General features: G+C 38.2%; 23 protein-coding genes. All 23 read right to left on the minus strand.

Translation table 11 applies throughout. The annotated features are described in order from the left end of the window. Window positions 1-12: 12 nt before the first annotated feature. The gene (locus EHW90_RS06850; RefSeq protein ID WP_124952125.1) at window positions 13-1,719 is read right to left on the minus strand and encodes an LCP family protein; all 1,707 of its coding nucleotides are present in this window, start codon (window positions 1,717-1,719) and stop codon (window positions 13-15) included. 152 nt (window positions 1,720-1,871) lie between these two features. Next, window positions 1,872-2,882: a zinc ribbon domain-containing protein gene (locus tag EHW90_RS06855; protein WP_124952126.1), complete on the minus strand. Its 1,011-nt coding sequence runs from the start codon at window positions 2,880-2,882 to the stop codon at window positions 1,872-1,874. 18 nt (window positions 2,883-2,900) lie between these two features. Continuing rightward, window positions 2,901-5,036 (minus strand): zinc ribbon domain-containing protein, encoded by a 2,136-nt coding sequence (locus EHW90_RS06860; RefSeq protein WP_124952127.1) that lies wholly within the window; start codon window positions 5,034-5,036, stop codon window positions 2,901-2,903. 19 nt (window positions 5,037-5,055) lie between these two features. Next, window positions 5,056-6,153: an N-acetylmuramoyl-L-alanine amidase family protein gene (locus tag EHW90_RS06865; RefSeq protein WP_124952128.1), complete on the minus strand. Its 1,098-nt coding sequence runs from the start codon at window positions 6,151-6,153 to the stop codon at window positions 5,056-5,058. Next, a complete protein-coding gene (locus tag EHW90_RS06870) occupies window positions 6,150-6,776 on the minus strand; it encodes a cytidylate kinase-like family protein (RefSeq protein WP_124952129.1) in 627 nt (208 codons plus the stop codon). Before EHW90_RS06870 ends, EHW90_RS06865 begins: the two co-directional genes overlap by 4 nt. 164 nt (window positions 6,777-6,940) lie before the next feature. Then, the gene (locus EHW90_RS06875; RefSeq protein WP_124952130.1) at window positions 6,941-7,852 is read right to left on the minus strand and encodes an RluA family pseudouridine synthase; all 912 of its coding nucleotides are present in this window, start codon (window positions 7,850-7,852) and stop codon (window positions 6,941-6,943) included. Between the two features lie 11 nt (window positions 7,853-7,863). Next, window positions 7,864-8,361: a signal peptidase II gene (gene lspA, locus EHW90_RS06880; RefSeq protein ID WP_124952131.1), complete on the minus strand. Its 498-nt coding sequence runs from the start codon at window positions 8,359-8,361 to the stop codon at window positions 7,864-7,866. Next, entirely contained in the window at window positions 8,346-9,434 is a 1,089-nt protein-coding gene (aroB, locus tag EHW90_RS06885; protein WP_124952132.1) for a 3-dehydroquinate synthase, read from the minus strand. The genes lspA and aroB overlap by 16 nt, the downstream gene beginning before the upstream one ends. Window positions 9,435-9,444: 10 nt before the next feature. Then, a complete protein-coding gene (locus EHW90_RS06890; RefSeq protein WP_124952133.1) occupies window positions 9,445-10,194 on the minus strand; it encodes a YlmH/Sll1252 family protein in 750 nt (249 codons plus the stop codon). A gap of 2 nt (window positions 10,195-10,196) precedes the next feature. Beyond that, window positions 10,197-10,733: a cell division protein SepF gene (locus EHW90_RS06895; RefSeq protein WP_124952134.1), complete on the minus strand. Its 537-nt coding sequence runs from the start codon at window positions 10,731-10,733 to the stop codon at window positions 10,197-10,199. Between the two features lie 16 nt (window positions 10,734-10,749). After that, complete coding sequence (locus tag EHW90_RS06900; RefSeq protein WP_124952135.1) at window positions 10,750-11,430, minus strand: YggS family pyridoxal phosphate-dependent enzyme; 681 nt, start codon at window positions 11,428-11,430, stop codon at window positions 10,750-10,752. Window positions 11,431-11,438: 8 nt separating this feature from the next. After that, a complete protein-coding gene (locus tag EHW90_RS06905) occupies window positions 11,439-12,830 on the minus strand; it encodes an HlyD family efflux transporter periplasmic adaptor subunit (protein ID WP_124952136.1) in 1,392 nt (463 codons plus the stop codon). 187 nt (window positions 12,831-13,017) lie between these two features. Continuing rightward, the gene (locus tag EHW90_RS06910) at window positions 13,018-13,437 is read right to left on the minus strand and encodes a twitching motility protein PilT (RefSeq protein WP_124952137.1); all 420 of its coding nucleotides are present in this window, start codon (window positions 13,435-13,437) and stop codon (window positions 13,018-13,020) included. Window positions 13,438-13,521: 84 nt separating this feature from the next. Continuing rightward, on the minus strand, window positions 13,522-14,505 hold the full coding sequence (locus tag EHW90_RS06915; protein ID WP_124952653.1) for a D-alanyl-D-alanine carboxypeptidase family protein: 984 nt from the start codon (window positions 14,503-14,505) through the stop codon (window positions 13,522-13,524). Window positions 14,506-14,509: 4 nt separating this feature from the next. Beyond that, window positions 14,510-14,905 carry a methylglyoxal synthase gene (locus tag EHW90_RS06920; RefSeq protein ID WP_060932124.1) on the minus strand — a complete coding sequence of 132 codons (396 nt, stop codon included), beginning with the start codon at window positions 14,903-14,905 and terminating at the stop codon, window positions 14,510-14,512. A gap of 16 nt (window positions 14,906-14,921) precedes the next feature. Then, on the minus strand, window positions 14,922-16,043 hold the full coding sequence (locus tag EHW90_RS06925; protein WP_124952138.1) for an FtsW/RodA/SpoVE family cell cycle protein: 1,122 nt from the start codon (window positions 16,041-16,043) through the stop codon (window positions 14,922-14,924). 78 nt (window positions 16,044-16,121) lie between these two features. After that, window positions 16,122-18,995 (minus strand): penicillin-binding transpeptidase domain-containing protein, encoded by a 2,874-nt coding sequence (locus EHW90_RS06930; RefSeq protein ID WP_124952139.1) that lies wholly within the window; start codon window positions 18,993-18,995, stop codon window positions 16,122-16,124. After that, entirely contained in the window at window positions 18,992-19,504 is a 513-nt protein-coding gene (mreD, locus tag EHW90_RS06935; RefSeq protein WP_009445387.1) for a rod shape-determining protein MreD, read from the minus strand. Before mreD ends, EHW90_RS06930 begins: the two co-directional genes overlap by 4 nt. Beyond that, the gene (mreC, locus tag EHW90_RS06940) at window positions 19,501-20,334 is read right to left on the minus strand and encodes a rod shape-determining protein MreC (RefSeq protein ID WP_009445386.1); all 834 of its coding nucleotides are present in this window, start codon (window positions 20,332-20,334) and stop codon (window positions 19,501-19,503) included. The genes mreD and mreC overlap by 4 nt, the downstream gene beginning before the upstream one ends. After that, entirely contained in the window at window positions 20,334-21,023 is a 690-nt protein-coding gene (gene radC, locus EHW90_RS06945) for a RadC family protein (RefSeq protein WP_124952140.1), read from the minus strand. Before radC ends, mreC begins: the two co-directional genes overlap by 1 nt. A gap of 79 nt (window positions 21,024-21,102) precedes the next feature. After that, a complete protein-coding gene (locus EHW90_RS06950; RefSeq protein WP_124952141.1) occupies window positions 21,103-22,383 on the minus strand; it encodes a methionine gamma-lyase family protein in 1,281 nt (426 codons plus the stop codon). After that, window positions 22,367-23,326, minus strand: a complete 960-nt coding sequence (gene miaA / locus EHW90_RS06955) for a tRNA (adenosine(37)-N6)-dimethylallyltransferase MiaA (protein WP_124952142.1) — start codon at window positions 23,324-23,326, stop codon at window positions 22,367-22,369. Before miaA ends, EHW90_RS06950 begins: the two co-directional genes overlap by 17 nt. Beyond that, window positions 23,323-25,260, minus strand: coding sequence for a DNA mismatch repair endonuclease MutL (gene mutL, locus EHW90_RS06960; protein ID WP_124952143.1), 1,938 nt, complete (start codon window positions 25,258-25,260; stop codon window positions 23,323-23,325). The genes miaA and mutL overlap by 4 nt, the downstream gene beginning before the upstream one ends. Window positions 25,261-25,274 lie beyond the last annotated feature (14 nt).

Consider the following 25,274-nt stretch of genomic DNA (forward strand, 5'->3'; position numbering starts at 1 on the left):
TCTTATTCTCCTTTATTCACTACCTGTTTCACTCTGACTTTCCAAATCGGTTTCATCGCTGTTCTCATCCTGTCTTGTTTCATCACCCTGTCCGTCTTCCTTACTTTCGTCTTCTATATGTTCGCCTTCTTTGGTTTCCCCGTCATCTTTATGCGGTGATATTCCGATAGCACCTTCCAAATCGGTATCCACATTTACATCCGTATCCTCTTTGTCGGCACCAAGCCCCGAGTCCTTGATTATCTTGTTGCTTATCTTTATCAATTCCTCACTTGGTGTATATGTATATCCCGGAATCTTTCCGAAGAGCATCTGATGAAGTGCAATTACATTTGACTTAAGTGTAACAGGTACAACATAATCTCTTCTGTGCATCTTCTTGGTATCCTTATCAAAAGGGAAACCTGCCGTCTCACTTAAATGATACTTTGATATATCCTTTGCAAAAGGTATAAGGTCGTTTATACCCACATTGGTGGAAGTCTGCGGCAATACGGCTACCAAAATACTGTACAAAGTTGAGAAATTGGCACTCTTTGCCTTATCAAATGCCAAACTCACTACCTTTCTTTGTCTCTCGGTTCTGTTAAAGTCGGTATCCATAAGTCTTAATCTTGCGTAGGCTACAGCCTGTACACCGTCAAGATGATTCATTCCGGCATGTTCAAGCTCATGTGAACCGACTCCTGTCGCCTCTACTGTCTTTGCAATAAATGAATTCAGGTATTTAAACTCCGCATCGGTCACCTCAAGGTCGACACCGCCTAATATATTGATGGCGTCAATAACCGCCTTCCAGTTCACCGTAATATATTCCTTTAAGTCCATATCAAGGTTTCGATTCAACGTCTGCATAGCCTGTTCAGGACCGCCCTCAACATATGCCTGATTAAACTTGTGGAACTTACCTTCACTGTCTATCATCGAATACATATCTCTGTAAATAGATACCAGCTGTATATCTCCTGTCTCCCTGTTTACATTGACTATCATATTGACATCGCTTAGAGCGCCTTTTCCTACATTTCCGTCTCTTGAGTCCACGCCGAATACAGCTACGGTATAGTAACCTTTTTGGTTTTTGACATAGTGAAATGCAAAGTAGGTACCGCCTCCGACTATAGTAAACAAAAGTATAAGTAAAACCAGCCTTCCAAGAAATCCTCTCTTCTTTTTAGGCTTCTTTTGCCTTGCTTCAGTTGCCTTTGCCTGCTTTTGTGCTTTCTTAAGCTGCTTTGAACTTGGGCCTACATTCACCTTCTTGGTAACCTTTTGTGTCTTTACAACCTTTTTTGTAACCGGTTTTTGTACCTTCTTTTTTACCGTTTTTTTGGGAGCTTCTTGTGGCTCGCTGAATCTTAAACTGTCGTTTTTTCGTACTACCGATTTTTGGTTACTTTTAGGTAAAGGTATCTTTATACCGTCCGGCTCAACATCTTCGCTTACATTGCTCTTTATATTCCTGCCGTTTTTAGGCTTTGAAGACCTGTTCCCGATAATATTTATCTTATCAGCCTTTTTTTCTACTTTTCTTATATTCTTTCCAATCTCTTCAAGCTTTTTATTATTTTCGTTTATGGTCTTCTTAAGTTTTTCGTTTTCTTCTTTTAGTTTCTCTTCTTCTCTTATTTTTTTGAGCTTAGCCAGATCTCTCAAATACTTTTCAAGATCCTCACTGTCAGCTTCACTAAGCTCTTTGTATAAATCATCATCTCTCATCTGGAGTAATGCTCCTTTCAAGAAGTATTCTTCTATATTCTATCATAGATAAAAATAATATACACTAAGAAAAACAGAATAAAAAAGGATATTTCCATAAAAAAAGGCGGGCAAAGCCCGTCCTATAAACATTAAGTCAACTTCTTAATATTTTATTTAGAAAGTGATACCCCATTTGAATTTGTATCATCCTTAGTCAAATCAATTTTATCAGACTCTTCTTTGTCTACTGCCGTCTCGTTACCTGCCATCTCTCTTGCAAGTTTTGCAGTCTCGTCTACAATATCACTTGTATTTTTTGCACCGTCAAGCTTGTTACCGCATTTTGTACAAAAACTTGTGCCCTCTGCACATACGGCACCACAGTTATCACATACTACAGTATTCTTTACAGGCTCATTTGATGCCTTGCTCTGCGCCTGCATCTTCTTGGCATTTTCAAGATTATTTCCGCAGTGATTACAAAATGTTGATGACTCCGGACAAGTTGCACCGCATTTATCACATACCACAGTCTTTGTACCCGCCTTACTTGCTGCAGCGGATACATTACTTGCCACACTGTTTGCCATGCTTCCGGCCTTATTTAACATTTCCTTTGCATAGTTAACATTAAGGTCAAGTGCTACTGCATTTTCATCTATCTCGGTTCTACCTGTTTTTAAAATACCGTATATTGAAAGTATAAGGTTTATGAAAAGTAAAATCACCAATATCCAAGCAAAGAATGTAGCACTTAAAAATGAAGCATGCATACCTGATACGCCGTTTGTTGAAGTGAACTCCACAAATCCTAAAGACACATTCAAAATATAAATTATATGTACAAAAATATAGCTTCTGTTGCCTGTAGACTTTTTGTTAAGTGCCCACAACACTATATTTGCAATAGGATAAAATAAAAATAAAAGTATAGGCCCCTTAATTGCGGCAAGCTGTCCTACAACACTGTCACTTGGATCTATCAACAATGCGCTGAACATTGAAAAACTCTTTTTAAAATCATCTCCCAAAAAGCCGGCGCCAAAATCCACCTTGATTATAGGTATAAAGAAAAATAAGACAAACAGTGCCGAAAGAATACATAAAATATTTAATACACTGAGTCCTTTACTGTTAATAACCAAATCGTTATTTTTTGTCCTTTTTATGCCCTTTAACATACAACTCTCTCCTTTTCTTTATGTAATTTCTTTGCCGCAACTTGAGCAAAACTTATCGCCTTGATTGTTCTTTGCTCCGCAGTGCGGACAAAATACTGTCTTATTACCTGTGTCGACCTGAGTACTTCCACCTGCCTGCACTTTCTTTTTCTTTGACTTCTTTATAGAAACTATAACCACAATCACCAAGATAAGGATTGCAATAAGTGCAGCAACGGTGAAAATAAGATATCTGAAGTAATTTGTACGAACACTTGTAAAATCCGGGAAACTTATATGTGTAGCCACCACATTATCTCCCTTTACCACAAAGTCGTTTCCCTTAAACTTGGCGGTTACATCGTCAAAACCTCCTCCTAAGTAATCACCTCTTGATGAAGGCTTACCGATACCTTTTACCCTGTACTCATATGAACCTATTGTTCCAAGTGTGAATATCTCAGGTGTAAAATCGTCTGTAAAGCTTATTTTTTGCTTGTCTGCAAGATATCCCTTCTTATCAATATCCAAATCTGCACTGTTTCTGTCATAATCTGTGGCTTTTTCCCACATCTTCACATCTTCATCAAGAGTACCTACGGAAGTTATCTTTACTTCAAGGTCTTTACCCTTTGGCGCCAACTTGCCTACTTTGATCTTGGTATCCGCAAACGCCTTTTTTAAGTTGTCTTCAAGTGTCTTTGTATCCTCATCTGTAAATGAATCTTTAAATACAACTGTAATATTTCTTTTTATCTTACCTGTCGGACTGATAGTCACAATATGCTTATATTTGCTCACTGTAGGAACAATATTTACATCCATGCTGATATCAAATAACGAACTGTTACCGCTAAACAAGAGTTCATTTTTATCACTGTCAAACGAAGCCATTGACAGATTTTGCTCCATACCTTCGGCGTCAATTACATCTCCGCCGTAGTTGTTTTGCGGATTGACATAGTAGTTGAATCTTACCGTATTGTCACTGTTACTGATATAATCCTCAAGGTTGATGTTCTCATCTATAAATATATTCTTTGAAAACAGATGTTTTCTGTCAAGAGTATCGTCTATATCATCTTTAGCTTCATCGCCTTGTGAACCGCTCTCACTTGCATCCGTGCTTTCATCCGCTTTTTTTGACTTATCTTTCTTTGATTTGTCTTTTTTGGAGTCTGCTTTTTTTGACTCGGCTTCAGATGTCGACTCATCCTGTGCACTGCTGTCGGATGACTCCATAGATTCAGTACTATCGGATGGCTCTGTAGATGCGGTACTTTCATGCGGCTCTATTGTAGCGGTTTCATCCTCTACCGGAAATCCCGAGTCTTCTTTTTTGCCTGTAAAAGTCTCGGTCATCTGCTTACAATCGTCAAGGCTAAGCGCCTTACCCTCTATTGTAAATATATGCGAACCGTCCTTTTCAACCCATTTACCGCTTCCGATATTTCCGACTCTTTTGGACATAAACTGATCTATATCGTCCTTTGCCTCTTTATATGTGGAATCCGGAATATTCACTTCAATAGTTCTGTCTACAGTACTGTCTTTGTTGATGACCGTGTTAAAGTCCACACTGTTTATCGGAAGATACTTCGCCGAGTTCACATCAATGATACTCATTGTGCTGTCCTTGGCATATTCATCTCCGTTTATATGAAGACTTATATAGTCGGATGAGAAAATATATGCTTCATAAGATGATGTAATGTAATTATTTTGTATAATTCCGTCACTCATCCACTTTAACAAATCGTCACTGCCGAAATTTTCCTGATATGCAACTCCCTTTGCAAAAGCTGTATTTGATCTGAGGAAGGTTACCTTCGGTTTGATATCACTGCCTACAGCCCTAAGTATATTGCCGACTTTTTCTTCGTACTCGTCCTTTGATGTGAAGTTTATAGTAAATGTCGCCACTATGTTGTTTTCATCCTGATTTAGCGAAGTAATTTCTATATCAGGCGGACACAGCTCTTTAAGCGTAGACTCTACAGTCGCCAAATCCTTTTGAACATATGATGTATAATCTGCGTTTGAGATTGTATATGTCATCACTCTGCTTCCCGAAAAAGAGTCGTCAAAACTCATATCTGTCTTCACGACTCCTCCACATGCGCTAAGTAATATAAGAGCAAGCAGACATATTAAATATTTCAGTTTGTTTTTCATAATACTCCAGTGTGTTTATTTATCTTCCGAAGTAGCTGTCTATTCCGTCCGCTATTCCCTTTGAAAGATTTTTAAGTGTGTCTTTGCCGTGATCCGATTTCTTATCACCAAGCTCGATATCTATAGACGGAATGGTTGAATAAGAAGTCTGTGTAAGATCCATCTCCATTCTGCCTTTGCTGAATATCTTTGTACCGTTTGCTGAAAGTCCGTTTATCAACGATTTGCCGAGCGCCTCATGCTTTTTCCAGTTTGAAGCTACAGGCTCCATGCTCCTGTATGAATCCACTTCAGGCACTCCCATATAGAATGCACCCTTGTTTGATGTGGTGGAATCCCAGTGCAGTGCAATATGTGCAGCCGCATTATTGTTGGCAATAACGGTTCTTGCAATATTGTCAAGCTGAACATCGCTTCCGTCACGAATCATAAGTACATTGTATCCTCTTGAGAGTAACTCGGCCTTCAAAACTTTTGCCATCTCGTAAGTAACAGTACTCTCAGGAGTTCCGTCTTCAAATGTCATACCCTCGGATACCGCAACGGCTGTAGTTGCTCCGGCCTTTGTAGTACCGCTTGTCACTTTTGCACTTCCGTCAGGATGACAAAGTGTTTTCTGTGATGAACCTCCCTTGGTACCGTGTCCGGCATTTACCGCTATAGTAATTCCGTTACCCTTCTCACTCGGTTTATATAATACGGCGCTTCCTGAATGTATCTTTGAAAATGAAGCATACTCCCAGTTCGGATCAAATCCTATCTCACCGGCTTCCTTAGCTTTTGTAGCTTCTTCACTCTTTTTGGATGTCTCCTGTTCAGGCTTTGAAGTTTCCTGTTTTTCACTTTCTTTCTTGGCCTCTGTAGAAGTTTCCGCAGCAGTGGTCACAGGCGCTGTAGTAGCTTCTGTAGTACTTTCCTGTGTACTCGTCTCTTCCTTTGATGACGTCACATTCTTTTTAACCACCTTCATATCTGTAGCTTCTCTGCCGTCACTGCTTGCAACACTGCTTTCCACACTTACATTACTCTCGTCAACTTTAGCACTCTTATTGTTTGTACCGCATGCAGCCAATATTCCCGCCAGGATAATTGCCTGACAAATCAATTTTTTTCTCATAGTAAACCTTTTATCTTTGCGTATGTTTTTATAAGCTCCACACTGCCCTCAAGTCCAAGCTTTGTGCTGTTTACACACATATCATAGCTTCTTGTATCAGCCCATCTCTTGCTTGAATAGTAGTTGTAATAGCTTGATCTTTTCTTATCCGTCTTTATCATAATATCCTTTGCCTTATTGGCATCAATATTATTTGTTTCCATAATCCTCTTGATTTTATCATCATCATCTCCGGTAATAAATACTGAAAAAGCATTCGGATCGTCTGCCAAAGCATAATCGGCACATCTACCTACAATAACACATGACTCCTCTGAAGCCAGTTTTTTGATAGTGTCAAACTGTGCTAAAAAAATCTTATGGTTTATAGGCATATCCATATATGATGATGATGTGTATCCTAAAGAATAGGTATCCATTACAAGAGAGTACAAAAATGAACTGGTAGGCTTCTCATCATGAGTTTCAAACAGCTCGGCGGCAAGTCCGCTCTCTTTTGCAGCTCTGTTAAGGATCTCCTTGTCATAACACTTGATACCAAGCTGCTCCGCCAGCATCTGTCCTATCCTTCTTCCACCGCTTCCACACTGTCTACCGATAGTAATAACCAATCTTTTGTCCATACCAACCTCCTAAACAATCAATGTATACATTTTAGTGCTGTAGTAAAACAAAACTACAGATAATCTATAACATTATTATATAACAAAAAAAGCACAATGTATATATTTGTCATTAAATACAGTATTTTTGACCTGTGTTTATGCTAACATATCTGAATATTCATTTAATTTTTCCTAAACTTATTTAAGATTTCATTAAAGTATTCAGGTATCGGTGCACTAAACTCCATATACTCATTTGTTCTCGGATGAATAAATCCAAGTACCATGGCATGCAAACACTGTCCCTGTAATTTCATACCGCTTTTACCTCCGTATACCTCATCGCCAAGCAGAGGATGATGTATATATGACATATGTACTCTGATTTGGTGAGTTCTTCCGGTCTCAAGCACACATTCAATATAGGTATAACCGTTCAATCTCTCAAGTACCTTATAATGTGTTACCGCTCTCTTGCCGTTTTCATCCACCGCCATCTTCTTTCTGTCACTTTTTGACCTTGCAATAGCGGCATCTATTACACCCTCATCTTCCTTTATATTACCTGTTACAATGGCAACATACTTTCTTGTGATACTGTGCTTTGCCAACTGCTCTGCGATATGCTGATGTGCCATATCGTTCTTACATACAATGATAACTCCCGTAGTATCCATATCAATCCTGTGTACAATCCCCGGCCTTAACACTCCGTTAATGCCTGAGAGATTATCCTTACAATGATACAGAAGCGCATTCACCAAAGTATCACTGTAGTGACCTGCAGCAGGATGCACCACCATACCTTTAGGTTTGTTCACCAGTATAACATCGTCATCTTCATAAAGTATATCAAGAGGAATATTTTCAGGTAAAATCTCAAGCGGTTTCGGCTTAGGTATACTCAACACCACACTGTCGCCCTCTCTAAGCCTGTAATTTGCTTTTACAGTCTTACCGGATATGGTGGCTTTGCCCTTTTTTATCAAATCCTGAATATACGACCTTGAAAAGCTCTCAAGATTAGCTGCCAAAAATAAATCTATTCTTTTATCAATATCGGATTCTTCCACCGTTATTTCAAAGGTATCCATTTATCTCCAAACTATTTCTTATAAAATTCCAATTCGTTTTCTTTGTATACAAATATCAGACATAAAAACAGTAAAAATGTTCCTACAGTAACACAGATATCCGCAAAATTGAATATAGGAAAGTTTATCGGCTTAAAGTATATAAAATCCACTACATAATTTCTTATAACTCTGTCTATAAAATTTCCAAGTGCACCTGCAAAGATTAAACTTCCGCAAAAAAGCAAAGGCAAGAAATGTCTGTCACTCGGCAATTTAAAGAGCAGATACAGTATACCTATTAAAACGACCACAGTGATTATAAAGAAAAAAATATGCTTGCCCTGCAATATTCCGAAAGCAGCACCCGCATTCTCAGAATACCAAAAATAAAGTACATTCTTTATAAGAGGATATGCATCACTTCTTCCAAGTTTGGTCATAGCTTCATATTTGCTCCACTGGTCAACTCCTACCAATACCGCCACTGTTACCAAAAATAAAATAAACTTATTTAAACTCTTTTGCATATGCTATTTAACGCCTCCAACATATCAATTTTTGACACCTCTCTGTCAATAAAGGCCTTTCCGATACCGTCCAAAAGAATAAACTTTATCTTTCCGGCTTCCATCTTCTTATCATTAAATGTGGCTTCAAACACTTTCTCCACATCCATATTTGTATCCGTATCAAATGAATAAACTTCCATAAGCTGCTTTAAAAATTGCCTGTCGCTCTCTGTAAGCTTATTCTTCTTTATACATATATCAAATGCCGCAAGCATTCCAAGCCCCACACACTGACCGTGTGATAATACAAATTCTTTCTCTCTTTCAATGGCATGACCCAGTGTATGTCCGAAGTTTAATATCGCTCTTTGTCCCTTTTCATAAGGATCGTTTTCAACCACCTGCTTTTTGATTTTCTGACTTACAAGTACCATATGTGCCAATGCTTTCGGGTCTCCTGCAAGGATTTTTTCACTGTTGTCAAAAAGCCAACTATAATAATCTTTATCAAATATCAAACCGTGCTTTATAACTTCACCCATTCCTGAAGTAAACTCTATCTTTGGAAGTGTATTAAGTGTGTTTATATTTACATATACAAGCTTCGGCATATAGAATGCACCCACCATATTTTTGTAATGCTTGAAATCCACACCTGTCTTTCCGCCTATACTTGAATCCACCTGTGAAAGCAATGTCGTAGGAATCTGTACAAAGTCGATACCTCTAAGGTATGTTGCAGCCGCAAAACCGCATATGTCTCCTACAACACCTCCGCCAAGTGCCAACAATATATCTTTTCTGTCAAACTTATTATAAATAAGAGTGTCATATATCTCGGAAACCGTTCCAAGATGCTTATTTCTTTCACCTGCATCAAAGATATGTACAAAGACATTTAAGCCTTCCAGTTCTTTTTTTACGGCTTCCAGATACAAAGGAGCCACATTGGTATCACTTACAATACAAATCTTTTTCTTTTCTATATCAAGTTTAACAAGTTCGTCTCTCAAATTGCTAAAATCATCTGAAATAACAATGTCATAGCAAGGCTTGTTTTCAAAATTTACTTCCAATCTATCTATATACATTTATATATCCTTATCTAAAAACCTCTGTTTCGGCAAATAATCTGCCCTTTCTTGATGTTGAGCTTATACCCAGAAACCTGGCTCTTCCAAGTCCCCTCACTGTTATAATATCTCCGTCCTTTACTTTCATCGAATGTGAAAGGCACTGTCTTGAATTTATAAAGACTTTGCCTGCATCAATATACATATTTACCTTACTTCTTGATATATTGTAGATTGACCCGATAATAGAATCCAGTCTCTCTGACGGAATATTTATCTTCTTATACTCTACTCGATTTACCGTCTTCAGATCGTCTATGCTTTCTTTATTAAGAACCACCTTGGTATGTTTCACCGTACCAAGCTCATTTATTATTGTATCGGCCATACTCTTAAATGTAATGATATGCGCAACATTATCTACAATACATATGTCACCGATCATATGCCTTTCTATACCAAGATTCATAAGTGCACCCAAAAAATCTCTGTGCGTAAGTTCGTCCGCAAACTTTTTGTTAGCCGGTGCGACTTTTATATACTCAAGCATATCAAATTCTGGCTTTTCATCACAATAAAAGCAGACAACCTTCCTTTCTGCTTCAGAATAACCCCCAAACATAATACTTTTTACATTTGGCAATTCATTTTGAATCATCTCGAATATTGTCTGCTCATATAAATTTAAGAATGTGGAATGTGTCATAATGTTCTTAAAATATGCATTTCTTGCTAAATCTAAAAACTTATTCCTTAGAATCAGCTCTTCTTTTTCCAAAATTACAACCTCGAACCGAATCCTGAAGCATCAGCACTGTCCTGTGAAAGTCCTGAGCTGCCTAAAAGATCTGTAAAATCACCTGTTAATCCGATATTCGGAGGTGTAACTATAAATATGCTGTCTGATATACTCTGAAGATTTCCTTCCATATCATAAGCGGCACCGCAAATGAAATCGACTATTCTCTGTGCGATATTTGTTCTTACATCCTCAAGATTAAGTACAACCGCTCTGCCTCCCTTAAGATTATCAACAACAATTCTTGACTCTTCAACAGAAGCAGGTCTTATCATAGTAACCTCAAGTTCTTTTCTTATAGGTATAACCTTGCCTACCTTTGTGTTTCTTGTAGCAACTTTAGGTCTCGCAGGCTCTTCCTCTTCAACCTCATCTTCTACTACCTTACTTGTGTTTTTAATCTCTGTGTCGTCGTCATCATAATAATCTTCGGTATCATTTACATCATCGTAATCCGACGCATCGTCGGTATCGTCAACATGTAAATACTCTTTGATTCTCTGAATTAAATCCATCATAACACGTTCTCCAATCTTACCTTTTTCCAAAAATTCCTGTACCAACTCTTACAAAATTTGCACCCTCTTCAAGTGCTACCATATAATCGCCGGTCATCCCCATTGATAAAAATTTTACCTCTATATTATCGTAGTTTTTCTCACTTATGTCAACTGATAATTTTTTTAATTTCTTAAAAATTTTTCTGTTATCCTCGGCATCATCCACATTAGGTGCAATTGTCATAAGACCCTTGATATGTAAATTTTTATATCTGCCGAAAAGCGGTAAAACTTCTTCCAATTCTTCTTCCACAAAGCCGTACTTTGAAGCCTCTTTTGCAACATTAATTTCAAGTAAACCGTCTACATGTATATTCTTTTTTCTGGCTTCGGTATCTATCGTATCCGCCAATCTTATACTGTCAATTGAATGTATCAAAACGGTATTTCCGAGAAGTTGCTTTACTTTATTGGTCTGCAAATGACCGATCATATGCCATCTGATATCCTTAGGCAGCTCCTCACACTTTCTCACAAGTTCCTGTACCTTGTTCTCGCCGAAATCTCTTATTCCGGTTTCATAAGCTTCCATAACAAGCTCATTCGGTTTTGTCTTACTCACTGCAATAAGTGTGACATCTTTCATATCTCTGCCGCTTTTCTCACATGCAAGCTTTATGTTGTTTTCAACATTTTCTAAGTTTTCTTTAACCATTTTTTCTCCTATTGATAAATAAAATCTCCCTCTTTAAAGCCTTCAGGGTCAAGTAAAATATGGTCATATACTTTAAGTCCATATTTTGTTCCCTTATCTATTATATAGAACTCTTTATTTGAGTCCAATATATCAACAGTTTTAAATACGGTATATCCTTTGTTTATATTGTATACACCTAATAATTTTTCCTTATTTGAAACCTCACAGGTTTCATTTGAATCAGGTTTTATCAACTTGTCGCCTGCTGCTATGTCGGTATTTTCCGTACTGATATAACAGTTGGTATCTGTTACCTTTATTATATTTGCAGGTACAAATACGGTGGTAGCGCTACCGTCCTTTTCTACAGATTTATAAAATCCGTCACCGACTCCGTCACCGCCCTTTGATATAAACTCAACCGGTATAACAAAGAAATCTTTTTCAAGAACAGACTTTGACGGTATCTTCAGACCGCTCACAGAAGATGACTCTATATCAAAGTCCGCATATCTGCTTGTAATAAACTGAATCATATACTTATCAAAGGTCAACTTACCGAGACGATAGCCGTCTTTTGTGTCTACAACCGAATAATCTCCTGTAATTTCCAAGCCGTTTGATTTGAATTTTACGGTTAAAGCTTTCTTTTCGGCATATAATTCTTCTTCGCCTTTATCAAACTCAAAATATATGCTCCAAGTTTCACTGTTAACCACTCTGTAAATCTTTGCACCGGTCTCTACCAGTTGTTCATTTTTTATATAACTTATAGGATGCTTACCCGCATCAAAATCAGCCTTGGTCAAATCTCCTTCTTTTTTATCCGCGATATCATCTATAGCATATGATATCTCTCCGGAAGCAGGTGAAGTTACCACATCCAAGTTCAAACCGTTCTCATTTGAGATATTGTCAATGTTTTCCACATTCACAACATTTGAATAGTCGCTTGCGGCATTGTCAAGTAAATACTTTGTACTGTAGACATATTCAAAATTCGAATCCGAATAGTTTGATGTGAAGTTTGACAGCTTTTTCTTCAACTCGCCAATATTGGCATCTGATATACTGTCATCTTTACCTGCAGACGCCTCGATCAATTTTTTCAAATCTCCTGTCGCATCCAGTGAATATACTCTACCTCCTACGCTGGCTCTCTTACCGTCTCTCATATAGGTATTAATATATCCTGTCGAAGGTGCCGTTTGAACACTTTCATCTCTAAGTATAAGTCCTGTATGGGTCTTGTCATGTGACATACTTCCTTCTACGACTTCATAGTATCTTATCTGCCTCTTTGTATAACCTCTTATAACATTGACAAATATATACAAGAATATAATCAGGAAGATGACTATACCCATATTTAAATCTCTTCTCTTTTTATAGGGAATAATCTTTTTTGATTTAGCCAATTTTATTCTCCTTAAAATGCAAATAGACACTTGCCTGCACAAACACAAGCTAACACATTATACTTCACAAAGATGAATTTTTCAAATGATTTTAAAATGGCAGGCTCAATATGAAACCTGCCATCATATATTTAAATCAAATAATCTCTGTATATCCCAAGTCTGAAATCATATGGTATTTTCATCTTTATAATGCTACAGTAACATTCTTTTTTGCATTCTCAGGCAGATTGGATGCATCAGCTGAAACACTGATAACAAATGTGATACCGTACTTCTCGCCCAATGTTTCTATACGGTCAATCGCTGAAGTGATATCCGCTCCCTCAAGAACGGCAAGCTTCAAAAAGCTGTCTAAGAATATAGCCTCAATATCATGGTCTGATGAAATGAGACCGGATATGAATCCTATAAATCCGTCTGCCGACATTATAGGAAATTCACTGACATTTATAAGCCTTATCTTGTTATTAAGTTCGTACATATGCTTTGAACTCTTGTCAAGATAAATAACCGAACCGTTTGCCTTTGAAACAGCCTCATTGGCCTTCTCAAGTAAAATTTTTGTTTTTCCCTTACCCTTTTCTCCTGCAATAATAGAAACCATGGTAACGCCCTCCTTAAAAATTAATGTTATCAAGTATAAATCATTATAATGATATTATAAAATATTAGTATGAATAGTGCAATGCTATTTATCGATTTTCAAAAGAAGTTTAGACATATTGTCATAGAGTCCGGCCTTATTCTGTGCCTTCAACACTACTGAAATATATCTCTTTCCGTCAGCATCTTCACTCGCAAGTACAAGACAACTTCCCGCCGCAAATGTGGTTCCGGTCTTACCCGCATCTACTTTCACGCCGCTTGGAGGCGCTTCCTGACCTGTTACATATCTGTTTCCGTTTCTCCAATTCTTTGTAACCTGACTTCCGTCCGCCGCAGTATATGTTACATTGTATGAAGCCGCTCCCGCATAGTTTACAAATCTTGAGTCTTTCATGGCCTCATTCAAAATCAGATAAAGATCATATGCCGTTGTATAATGTTTATCATTTGAAAGACCGTTGGCATTTACAAAATTTGTATCCACCGCGCCTATTCTCTTGGCTTCATCATTCATCATCTTTACAAAGTTATCTATACTTCCGCCCACATGTACGGCGATTGCATTGGCGGCATCATTTCCCGACGGCAACATAAGTCCGTATAGAAGTTCATCCAGTGTAAGCTTGTCACCCGGATGTATCCCCGCAAGACTGGCGCCTGCTTCATTTATCACACTCTCCTCAGGTACCGTCACCTCATCTGAAAGATTGCCGTACTTTAATGCAAGAAGCGCAGTCATAACCTTTGTCGTACTGGCAGGATACATCTTGGTTGTAGCCGCCTTTGAAGCCAAAAGACTGCCGTCATCTTTTGCTATAATTGCCGCCTGCGCGGATATATCTCCTGCATTGACCTCATCGTCGCTCGGCAGCGCCAAATCTTTTGCAAGCGGCACTATCTGCGTATCTATATCAAGACTTGACAACCTTTGAGAAAAGTCGTACTCAGTCATCATAAACCTGTAGTAGTATGTGCCGCCCAAAATCAAGGCAATTACTATAGCAATCGGAATTAACAGATATAATTTATTGCTTGGTTTTTTACCTCTTTTTATATAATCCGACATGAGACTATCTGTAAGCCTCTCTAAACTCAAAGTCACCTCTGTCAAGTGCCATTATAAGAAGTTCCGCAGTTGCAAGATTGGTTGCAAGAGGTATATTGTGCATATCACAAAGCCTCATAACCTTATCCGCATCCGGCTCATGGTTCTTTCTTGTAAGCGGATCTCTTAAGAAAATAACCAAGTCAATCTCATTGTTCTCTATCTGAGCGCCGAGCTGCTGCTCACCGCCCAAATGTCCTGCCAAAAATCTATGTATATTTAAGTTGGTAACCTCTTCTACCAATCTTCCTGTTGTTCCTGTTGCCGATAAATTATGTTTTGATAAAATCCCCTTATATGCAATACAAAAATTCTGCATGAGCTTTTTCTTAGCATCATGTGCGATCAACCCTATATTCATCATTACCTCCAAAATTCTAGTTCTTACCCTGTCTTACAGCCACGCTTGCTACCAGACCTACACCCAGATATAAGCTTAAAAGCGAGCTCACTCCATAACTGATGAAAGGAAGTGGCAATCCCGTATTGGGAAATAGTCCTGTCGCAACCGATATATTTGTGAAGCTTTGGAAACCTACTAAAGCCGCAAAACCTACACAAACCAATTTTCCCTCTAAATCTTTAGCCTTAGAGGCAAGGCGAAAACATTCAATAACTATAAGTGCAAAAAGCATTATTACAACTAAACTGCCTACAAAACCAAGTTCCTCTCCGATAATTGCAAATATAAAATCCGTCTGATCCTGTGACACAAAGTTGCCGTTTTTCACCGAAGCGAAAGTATTGTTATTAAGTCCTTTGCCCATCAACTGCCCCGATGAAATAGCCATAATCGAGTTATCCTGCTGTACATTTATGTCTGCATACTTGTCAGGATATATCCATCCAAGTATTCTATTTGCTTGATATCCCCTAAGGAAGGGAACAAAGTTACTGCGCAATAATAGTATGAATATCACTGCTGATGGTATTACAAATGCCAAACTGCCAAGTATCCACTTGTAACTGATACCTGATACAAACAACATACTGAGTATCATAATAAACACTACAATGGTTGTAGATAAATCAGGCTCTTTCAGTATTAAAATACATGGTATGGCAGCAACTACGGCAAATGCCAGTAAGAACGAAAATCTGTCAACCTCCTCCTGATGCTTGCCCAAAAAAGCTGCGATAAATATTATCATGCCAATCTTTACAATCTCAGAAGGTTGCGACTGCCCAATAACCGGTACTTTAATCCATCTCACCGCTCCGGCACCCTCAGGAGAATAACCGAAGAGTAAAACTGCAAGTAATAAGATAATACATATTCCGTATATAATCCACATTAAATCCATTATTTTTCTGTAATGTATCAGGGATAAAAAGACTACCACCACAAGCCCTAAGACGATGCCGAAAATTTGTTTAGCAACCATACTTTTGTCTCCGCCTGTAGCACTATAAATAGCCAATACGCCTATAACATTCAGAACTAAAATATAAAACAATAGTCTAAATGGATAATATCTAAGTTTATAACCGTCTAACATTCTCTACTCTCCAAATTCTACACGAATTTAGTAAAAAAATCCAGTGTTTTTTGAAAATTAACCTTTTTTCCGTAAAAATCAGTCACCAATTTTGACATCACTTACATCAAGTGCACTATTATTCAAAATATAATCCAGACTAATTTGATTATAGTAGTATTTGTAAATATTCTTTGCAATAACTGCCGCATTTGTTGATGAATATCCGTAAGGTATATTTACGGTTACAGCTATCTCAGGACTTTCAAAAGGTGCAAAAGAAATAAAGAATGCATGGTTGGCTCTTGTCTTTGACTCCTGCGCCGTACCTGTCTTTCCGGCAATATTTACATTCAAATCTGTAAATACTCTTCTGGCGGATCCTTCTTTTATAACTCTGTTCATACCTTCCTTTACATTTGCCCAGGTTTCAGGACTTATATCCACATGGTTCTTTGCCTCAGGAGTATAATCCTTTACCAAATTGCCGTAGCGGTCGCATACCTTATCCAAAAGACTCAGTTCAAATAGGGTACCCTGATTTGCAATAGTTGAAACATATCTTGCAAGCTGTATATTTGCAAATGAGTGATTACCCTGTCCGAGTGATGACTGCTCAGGGTTTATATCTGAAATCTGAGGGTCATTTTCCACAATCTCCACACCTGATTTATGATCGAGTCCGAACATTGAAGCATACTTTCTGAGCCTCTCTATACCAAGCTCCGCCGAATATTCTCCGCTCGCATCTGTAGAAAGTCTGTGTCCCGTCTCTGCAAAGTATACATTACATGAATCCTGTATGGCCTTAACCACATTTTCACTTCCGTGACTTCCCGGATAAATCCAACACTTTATTGCAGGATTTATCGCATCATATATACCGTTACATACTATTATGTCATTCGGATTTATAACATGCTCTTCAAGTCCGGCTATTGCGGTAATAGGCTTAAATGTGGAACCCGGAGCCTTCTTTGTTTGAGTTGCATTGTTATAAAGCGGCAAACTCTCATCTTCAAGCAGCTTGTTAAAGTATGCCACATCCATTGAATTGGCAAGCCTGTTGTTGTCATATCCCGGATATGAAACAAGCGCCCTTACCTCACCTGTGTTTACATCCGTTACTACCGCTCCCGCGGAACATGGGTCAAGTGCAAGCTGTGCAGGTGTTATCTCTATTCTTGACACCTTGTCAATGAAGAAATTAAATGCGAATCCTTCATTTCCCGACATCAACTGTGCATATGCATTATCATCCATATTTAAAATACCCTGATCAAAAAGCGCAAGGCAAAGTTCTCTGCCCGTTACCACATTGTTCTTTATCAGATATTTATAAATCAGTTTGTCAAACTCAGGGTCTTCTCTTAACATATTCCCTATATACTCAACAAGCTTTGTATATATGTCTTCCGCACTTGAGTAATTGGTATCGCCTGAGAATATGGTCGTATCGATATATCCGCTTGATATTCCTATAAACAGGTAATCTCTGAGAGTGGTCGTCTCATTCTTCCAAGCCTGATAAACCTCCGACTTTGTATCTATACTGTCTTTTTTTATAATATTTTTTTTGGAAAGCGCCGTATGAATATAATTCATATACGCCTTTGTATCTTCAGGCAGAGCATTCACCACGGTAGGCGCACCTGATGTCAGCTCATTGTTTATCGCCACCAAAATAGCATCTTTTTGGGCATTCAGCTTCGCATTAAGTCCCTGCTCCGTAGCCGAGGCGCCCTCTTTTGAAAATCTTGTTATATCAAGTACATTATTACCTATAAGCTGATAATAAGCATCCTTTACAGGTATAAGTCTTTGTGTGGAGTCCGTTCCCTCACTGTTCGGATTGTCGGCATTTACAATCTTGCTTGCAAGTATTCCGGCAAGCTGCTGCTCCACAAGTCGATATGTGGCTATCTGCAAATTCTTGTCAATAGTCAGATAAACATCGTTACCTGCCGAAGATTCAACTTCGCTTATTGTCTGCATTATACGGCCTACATTGTCGACTATCATAGTTTTGGAGCCTTTTGACCCCTGTAGGGTACTCTCCATACTCTCTTCTATACCGGTTCGACCCACTATATCATTAAGAGTATAATCCGGTCTTTCTTTTAAAAGCTCATCAAGCTTGTCATCAGGCATCTTACCCGTATATCCGATAATATCCGAAAAATAAACCGCATCATTGTAAACTCTGTAGGTATCGTTTTCCACATCGACGCCAATCAAAGAAGCCGCATTTTCCATAATATCAATCTTTGTCTCTTCCGAAACATTGGTAGCTATTACAGTAGGCTCAAATCTTCTGTAAAGTTTCTTACCCATCTCGTATCTGACATTTATAAGGTCTATTTTATCCTGATTTGTAAGTTCTATCGGATTTCCCGATGCATCCTTCATCTTATCAAGACCGTAAGTCTTTGCTTTTTTATCAATCATTTCCTGTGCCGTGATATTTGCCGGATACTTTCCCGCCTTATCATCCAGCTCATCGGTTGACTTAAGTCCGTACATATCCGCAATGAACCTAAGCCTTGCCGAATCCGACTTTGTAGTGTAGTAAGCCTCTCCGTTTTCATTTACCGCCACCAAAAAGTCTCCGTCTATCTTCTGGTCATGTTTCCTCAGAATCTGTATAAGACGATAGTACATATTATTTTTATCGTTAGGTTTTTTATAGTAACCGCCGTCTGTGATGGTTACCGTATATGACAGCTTATTATACGCCAAAAGATTGCCGTTTCTGTCATATATATTGCCTCTGGCACCTGTGGTGGTCACAGTCTTTTTTATCTTTTGTACATATTCCTCCTGCGCCTCTTTACCGTTTACCATTTGCATTGTAAAAAGTTTTGAGCCCAGAATAAATACCATAAACGCATATATTACACTAAGTATAAATAGTCTGGAGGATTTTATCTTTTCAAAAAACTCTCCTAAAAAATCCTTAAAATCCCTTATCACCGGTTTATCCCTCTACTGTCCAATACTCTAAGTTTTTTGTTGTACCAAAGTAAAAATCTGTATAATATTAAGGTAAATATCAGCGTTATTACTACTTCAGGTATTATAATATTTTTTATATAAAATACAACATTGAATTTTTCTCTGATTAAGAACTTAAAAATATATATAAATACATTGTACATAACCTCACTTGCCGCACATACCGCTACAGGCAGCACTATATATTCCTCATAAAAGTATGTCGAAAGCTTGCCGTTGATAAATCCGATCCATAAAAACAAAAAGGTAAAGAAACCGAAAGGACCGGCAACATATAAGTCCATTAATATTCCACATATCAATCCGTAGAGCATCCCCTCTTCCACGCCCAGACTGAATCCGTATGTAAAGGTCAGTATTATAAGCAGATTCGGTGAAGCATATAAAAAAGGTATAAACGGAAAAATACATATTTGAAGTGCAAATGCAAATATAATAAAAGCTATATTTACTATTATTCTTCTCATTGGTCACTCACTTCCTTCAGCTTGGTTATAACCAGCACCTCCGATATAGTGTCGAAGTTGACTACCGGTATTATATATCCGCTCTTTGTAAGCCTTGAAGAGTCATCCTTAAGATCTCTTGCATAGCCTATAAGTATATTAGGTAAATACTTTGTTGACACATTGGATGTAACTATCATATCGCCTTCATTGACATCGGCATCAGACTTTACATCTCTTAAAATAAGTCTGCCTTCATTGTACTGCTCAAGGTTGCCGTCAACCCTGCAAAGTGCACCCGTTCTTAAAGACATCGCACTCACTCTTGAAATATCGTCTATTACAGCCCTGACCGTAGCGTAGTTTTTTCCTACATCCGTTACAATGCCTATCAGTCCGCCGTAACCTATAACATTCATATCCACAGCAATTCCGTCGTCACTGCCCTTATCTATTGTAAATGTTGAGAACCACTTTGTACTGTCCTTTGCTACAACTCTTGCACCTACCTTAGGGTAGTCCGAATAGCTCTCATCAAGCTTATATAATTCTCTAAGTCTGGCAAGTTCTCCGTTATCCGCCATAAGCTTAGTATTTTCCTGTGTAAGTTCGTCAATCTTTTTATTAAGCTCGATATTTTCGGTAATCGCACTATGTATCTTTCTTTGTTCTTCTATATTATCATATACCGCTCTTCCGGCCGTATTTACACCTGACTGTACAGGCAGAAGCACAATGCCTACCGCCTGTCTTAAAGGCGAAATAATAGAATCGTTGAATGAAGTTATTCCAATAAGAATAATGCTGATTATACTCAAAACTATCAGTACAAATTTGTTCCTAGATTCCATCAAATAATCCCCTGTTCCTTAAAGCTGTAATAGCAGTTGTCACCTATGACTATATGGTCTATAAGTTCTATACCGATGCTATCAAGTGCTTTATTTATATCCTTTGTTATATCAATATCCGCCTTGCTTGGTGACGGGTCACCACTTGGATGATTATGTAATAATATCACATTTACAGCCAAATGTTTTAAACTCTCTATTAAAATTTCTCTAACAGAAACTAAAGACGAGTTCACGGTACCCACAGAAATTACCATATCTGAGATAGGTCTTTGTCTGGTATCCAAAAATACAATCCTAAGTTCCTCCACTTCAAGATGTCTGATACTTTCCTTGTAGTAGTTTGCAACGACATCAGGAGAAGCAAAAGAAATACTCTTTTTTATATTCTTTCTCTCCCAGGCTCTTTTACAAAACTCTCCAAGCGCAAGTATCTGCACCGCCTTTACCTTACCGACACCCTTTATTGAAAGCAACTTTTCCATATTGTGGTGAAATATACTGTTTATACCGAAACCTTCACCGTTGCCCTCAAGTATCTTGTAAGCAAGATTTATAACATTGACATCTTTTGTGCCGCTTCTAAGCAAAACCGCCAAAAGCTCAACATCAGTAAGTGACTCAACTCCATATTCAATCGCTCTGTCATATGGTCTTTGTTCAAGTGGCAATTCTTTTATTTTTCCCATAAATTCCTTTCCACTCTCCAAGCATGAAAGGCATTCATATTTTATCACAAAATATACGATTGTAAAATTAAAACATAAATTATTGTATCAATCCTGCATCATATATCTTTTGTAATGACAACATTATTCCAAGTTTTGCATGATACCATGTAAGTCCGCCCTGGAAAAATACCGAATAAGGCTCCTTCATAGGTCCGTCAGCACTGAGTTCTATAGAAGAACCGCCTACAAAAGCTCCTGCCGCCATAATTACATCACTGTCATATCCCGGCATCGCCCAAGGCTCCGGCTTTACAAATGAATCTACAGGTGCCGCCGCCTGTATTCCCTCACAAAACGCACATAAAGCTTTAGGGTCTTTTAATGTAATCTCCTGAATAATATCAAATCTCGGTTCCGTCGCGTTCGGATGACAGTCAAATCCTAAGCTCTCATACAGATTTGCCGCAAATATTGCACCTTTAAGCGCTCCTGCAACCACTGTAGGCGATAAGAAAAATCCCTGGAAAAGACTCTGATTGATTCCGAGGCTCGCTCCTATCTCTTTTCCCAGTCCCGGTGCCGAAAGTCTGAATGAAGCATTGTCCACACATTCCTTGCTGCCTACAATATATCCTCCTATAGGAGCCAGACCGCCTCCGGCATTTTTTATAAGAGATCCGACAATCATATCGGCTCCCACCTCAAGCGGTTCTATCCTTTGTACAAACTCACCGTAGCAGTTGTCCACCATACATATAATCTTAGGGCTTATTGATTTTACAAAACTTATCAACTCGCCTATCTGCTCTACAGATAATGTCTTTCTGGTAGCATAGCCCTTTGACCTTTGTATTGTAACAAGCTTTGTTCTCTCATTTATAGCATTTTTTATGCCCTCGTAGTCAAAAGAGCCGTCAGGGAGTAAATCAACCTGTGCATAGCTTACTCCGTACTCCTTAAGTGAGCCTCTTGACTCTCTTATACCGATGACCTCTTCCAAGGTATCATAAGGTTTGCCTACAGGAGATAAAAGCTCATCTCCCGGTCGTAAGTTTCCCGAGAGTGCTATATGAAGTGCATGTGTACCGCTGACCAACTGCGGTCTGACCAAAGCCGACTCACCTTTAAATGTTGTGGCGTATACATCCTCAAGCACATCTCTTCCCAAGTCGTTATATCCGTATCCCGTAGTGGCCGCAAAATGTATATCGCTTACTTTATGCTTTTGCATAGCGGACAACACCTTCATCTGGTTGTACTCTGCATTCTTATCAATTTCCAAAAATCTTTCTTCCAAAGATTTCAAAACTTTATCTGAAAGTTCAATAACCTTTTTTGAAACCCCGAAACTTGCATATATATCATTCAAACTGCTCATTGTCTTTTCTTTCCGTATCAATTTTTTCAACCATATAGTCGACTATCTTTTCATTGTTTTCAAACTCAAAAGGATTGATGTAGATCACATCCTTCTCCCTCTTAAACCAGGTCACCTGCCTCTTTGCCATATGCCTCGTATTTTGCTTTATATTATCTATCGCCTCATCTAAAGTGATCTCTCCGTCAAGATATTCAAGTATCTCCTTATACCCTATACCCTGCATAGAAATATTTTCTATTGAAAGTCCGGCATTCTTTAAGCCCTTAACTTCTTCAACCAGCCCTTCTTCCACCATTTTGTCGACTCTTTGATTTATCCTGTCATAGAGTATATCTCTTGGTGGATTTAACACAAAGAATCTGAAATCATAAGGCGAGTCCTTCTTTCTTTGAGACTCGTTATGTGCAGATATAGGCGCATTGTTTATCAAAAAATACTCTATTGCTCTTATTATTCTTTTTTTATTGTTTTTGTGGATATTTTCTGCAGAAACACTGTCAATTTTTTTTAGTTTTTCATACATGAAATCAGCACCCTTTTTATCATATTCTTCTTCAAGTGCTTTTCTGATATCGCCGTTGTCATCCTGTGTATCAAAGTCTATATCGTAAATAACAGATTGTATATAGAATCCGGTTCCGCCTACAAGTATAGGTATATGTCCGTTTTGCCTTATCTCCTCTATAGAGTATTTTACCATATCTTGGAACTTTACGATATTAAAATCTTCTGTCGGATCCAAAACATTTATTAAATAATGCTTAACTCCCTGCATTTCATCAGCTTTTATCTTTGCAGTACCCACATCCATACCTCTATATACCTGCATCGAATCGGCGCTTATTATCTCTCCGCCGATTCTTTTTGCCAAATCTATGGATACGGAAGTCTTTCCGGATGCTGTAGGTCCTGCCAAGATTATCAATTTATCCTTTGTCATACTATCCTTTTGAATTTCTTTTCAATTTCCTGCTTAGTCATTTTTATTACTGTAGGTCTTCCGTGCGGACAATTATAAGGATTGTCAAGTGACAAAAGCTCATCAAAAAGCTCATTTGCCTCAAACAAAGAAATCCTCATATTTCCCTTTATAGCCGCCTTACAAGACATAGACGCCACTTTTGCAAGTATCAGCTCCGAAGGTGATATGACATCATAGTTTGTACTGTCTGAGAGCATCTCATTAAAAAGTTCGGCCTTAGGTATTGAAGGGAAAATATTTGGAATTGCGTTTATCTTGTATTCCTTACCTCCAAACTCCTCTATGTCAAAGCCGATACCTCTAAACTCATCCATATGTTCATTTAAAACATTTTGTTCCAAATCTGTCAATGTCACTATTATAGGAGGATTTATCATCTGAGATGAAAGCTTATTTGCTTTGCTCTCCTTTAAGAGTCTCTCATACATCACCTTTTCATGTGCGGCATGCTGGTCTATAATATACATCTCATTTTCAAACTGTACAATCCAATATGTATCAAAGACCTGACCGATGACCTTCATATATTTTTTGGATTCTCTCTCAAAAAATGAAAGTTGTGAAGGCTTTATGCCGTTTAGATTAACATTATCAATATTTCCGATGTTGACCTCTTTGATACTTTTATTTGATAAATCATTTATATCGGAGTAAACTCTTTTTGTATTTTCATCCCTTATAAAAGACATATCATCCTTAGGATTGTACATATTTTCTTTCGGTACTCTCCATTTTATCTCATCATCCGAACCGGTACTATGAAGCGTATCTTTGGTAACGTCCTCGTACTTATACTGTGAGACTTTTTCCGGTATTTCAGACATATCCCTTCTCTTGTTTTCAAAAGGCTCCGGAGTGTTTACAAATACCTTTTTTTCATTGGAAGTCTTACCTACCGGTACTTCTCTTACCGCACTCTGTGTTGTAAATATTTCTTCTACAGCCTCTTTTGTATTGTCATATACAAAATTCCTGTCTGAAAATCTTACTTCCATCTTCCTGGGATGGACATTTACATCCACTCCGTTCAAATCAAAGTTCAGAGCGCAAAACGGATACTGATGTTGCATAAGTCTGTCTCCGAAGCCGTCTTCAACAGCCTTTGATATGATATTGTCCTTTATATACCTTCCGTTTACAAAGATATTCTCAAGATTTCTTGAACTTCTTGTGACCTCAGGTCTTGCAACCACACCTCTTATCTTTATACCGTTTTTTTCATAGTCCACATTACAAAGCGCCTTTGAAATCTCCTTGCCGTAGAGCTGATAGACTATATCCTTCAGATTGCCGCTTCCGTTTGTCTGCAATTTGATCTGACCGTTTGAGATAAACTTAAAAGCAATCTCTGTATTTGACATAGCAAGCTTTTCCACCAGTTCGCTGATATGTGCACCCTCTGTGGAAGCGGTCTTTAAAAACTTTCTTCTTGCAGGTGTATTATAAAAAATATCTCTGATAATTATACTTGTACCGTCAGGCGCGCCGATTTCTTCATATTCCACCTCATTGCCGCCTTCTATATAGTAGCGAACCCCTGTAAGCTCATCCCTTGTCTTTGTAATCATCTCACATTTTGAAACGGCCGCAATACTTGATAGCGCCTCACCTCTAAAGCCGAGACTTTTTATTGAAATAAGGTCCTTATCACTGACTATCTTTGATGTGGCGTGCCTTAAAAACGCTTTCTTTACTTCGCTTGAAGCTATACCGCAGCCGTTATCCGTAATTCTAATAAGATCTATTCCGCCGTTTTTTATCTCAACCGTAACCGAAGAACTTCCGGCATCTATTGAATTTTCCAAAAGCTCTTTAACTATTGATGCAGGTCTTTCCACCACCTCACCGGCCGCAATCTTATCAATAGTGTCCTTATCCAGTATATTTATCATAAGTCTCCTTTTAA

Source organism: Lachnoanaerobaculum orale, from assembly GCF_003862485.1.
Classification (GTDB): Bacteria; Bacillota; Clostridia; order Lachnospirales; family Lachnospiraceae; genus Lachnoanaerobaculum; species Lachnoanaerobaculum orale.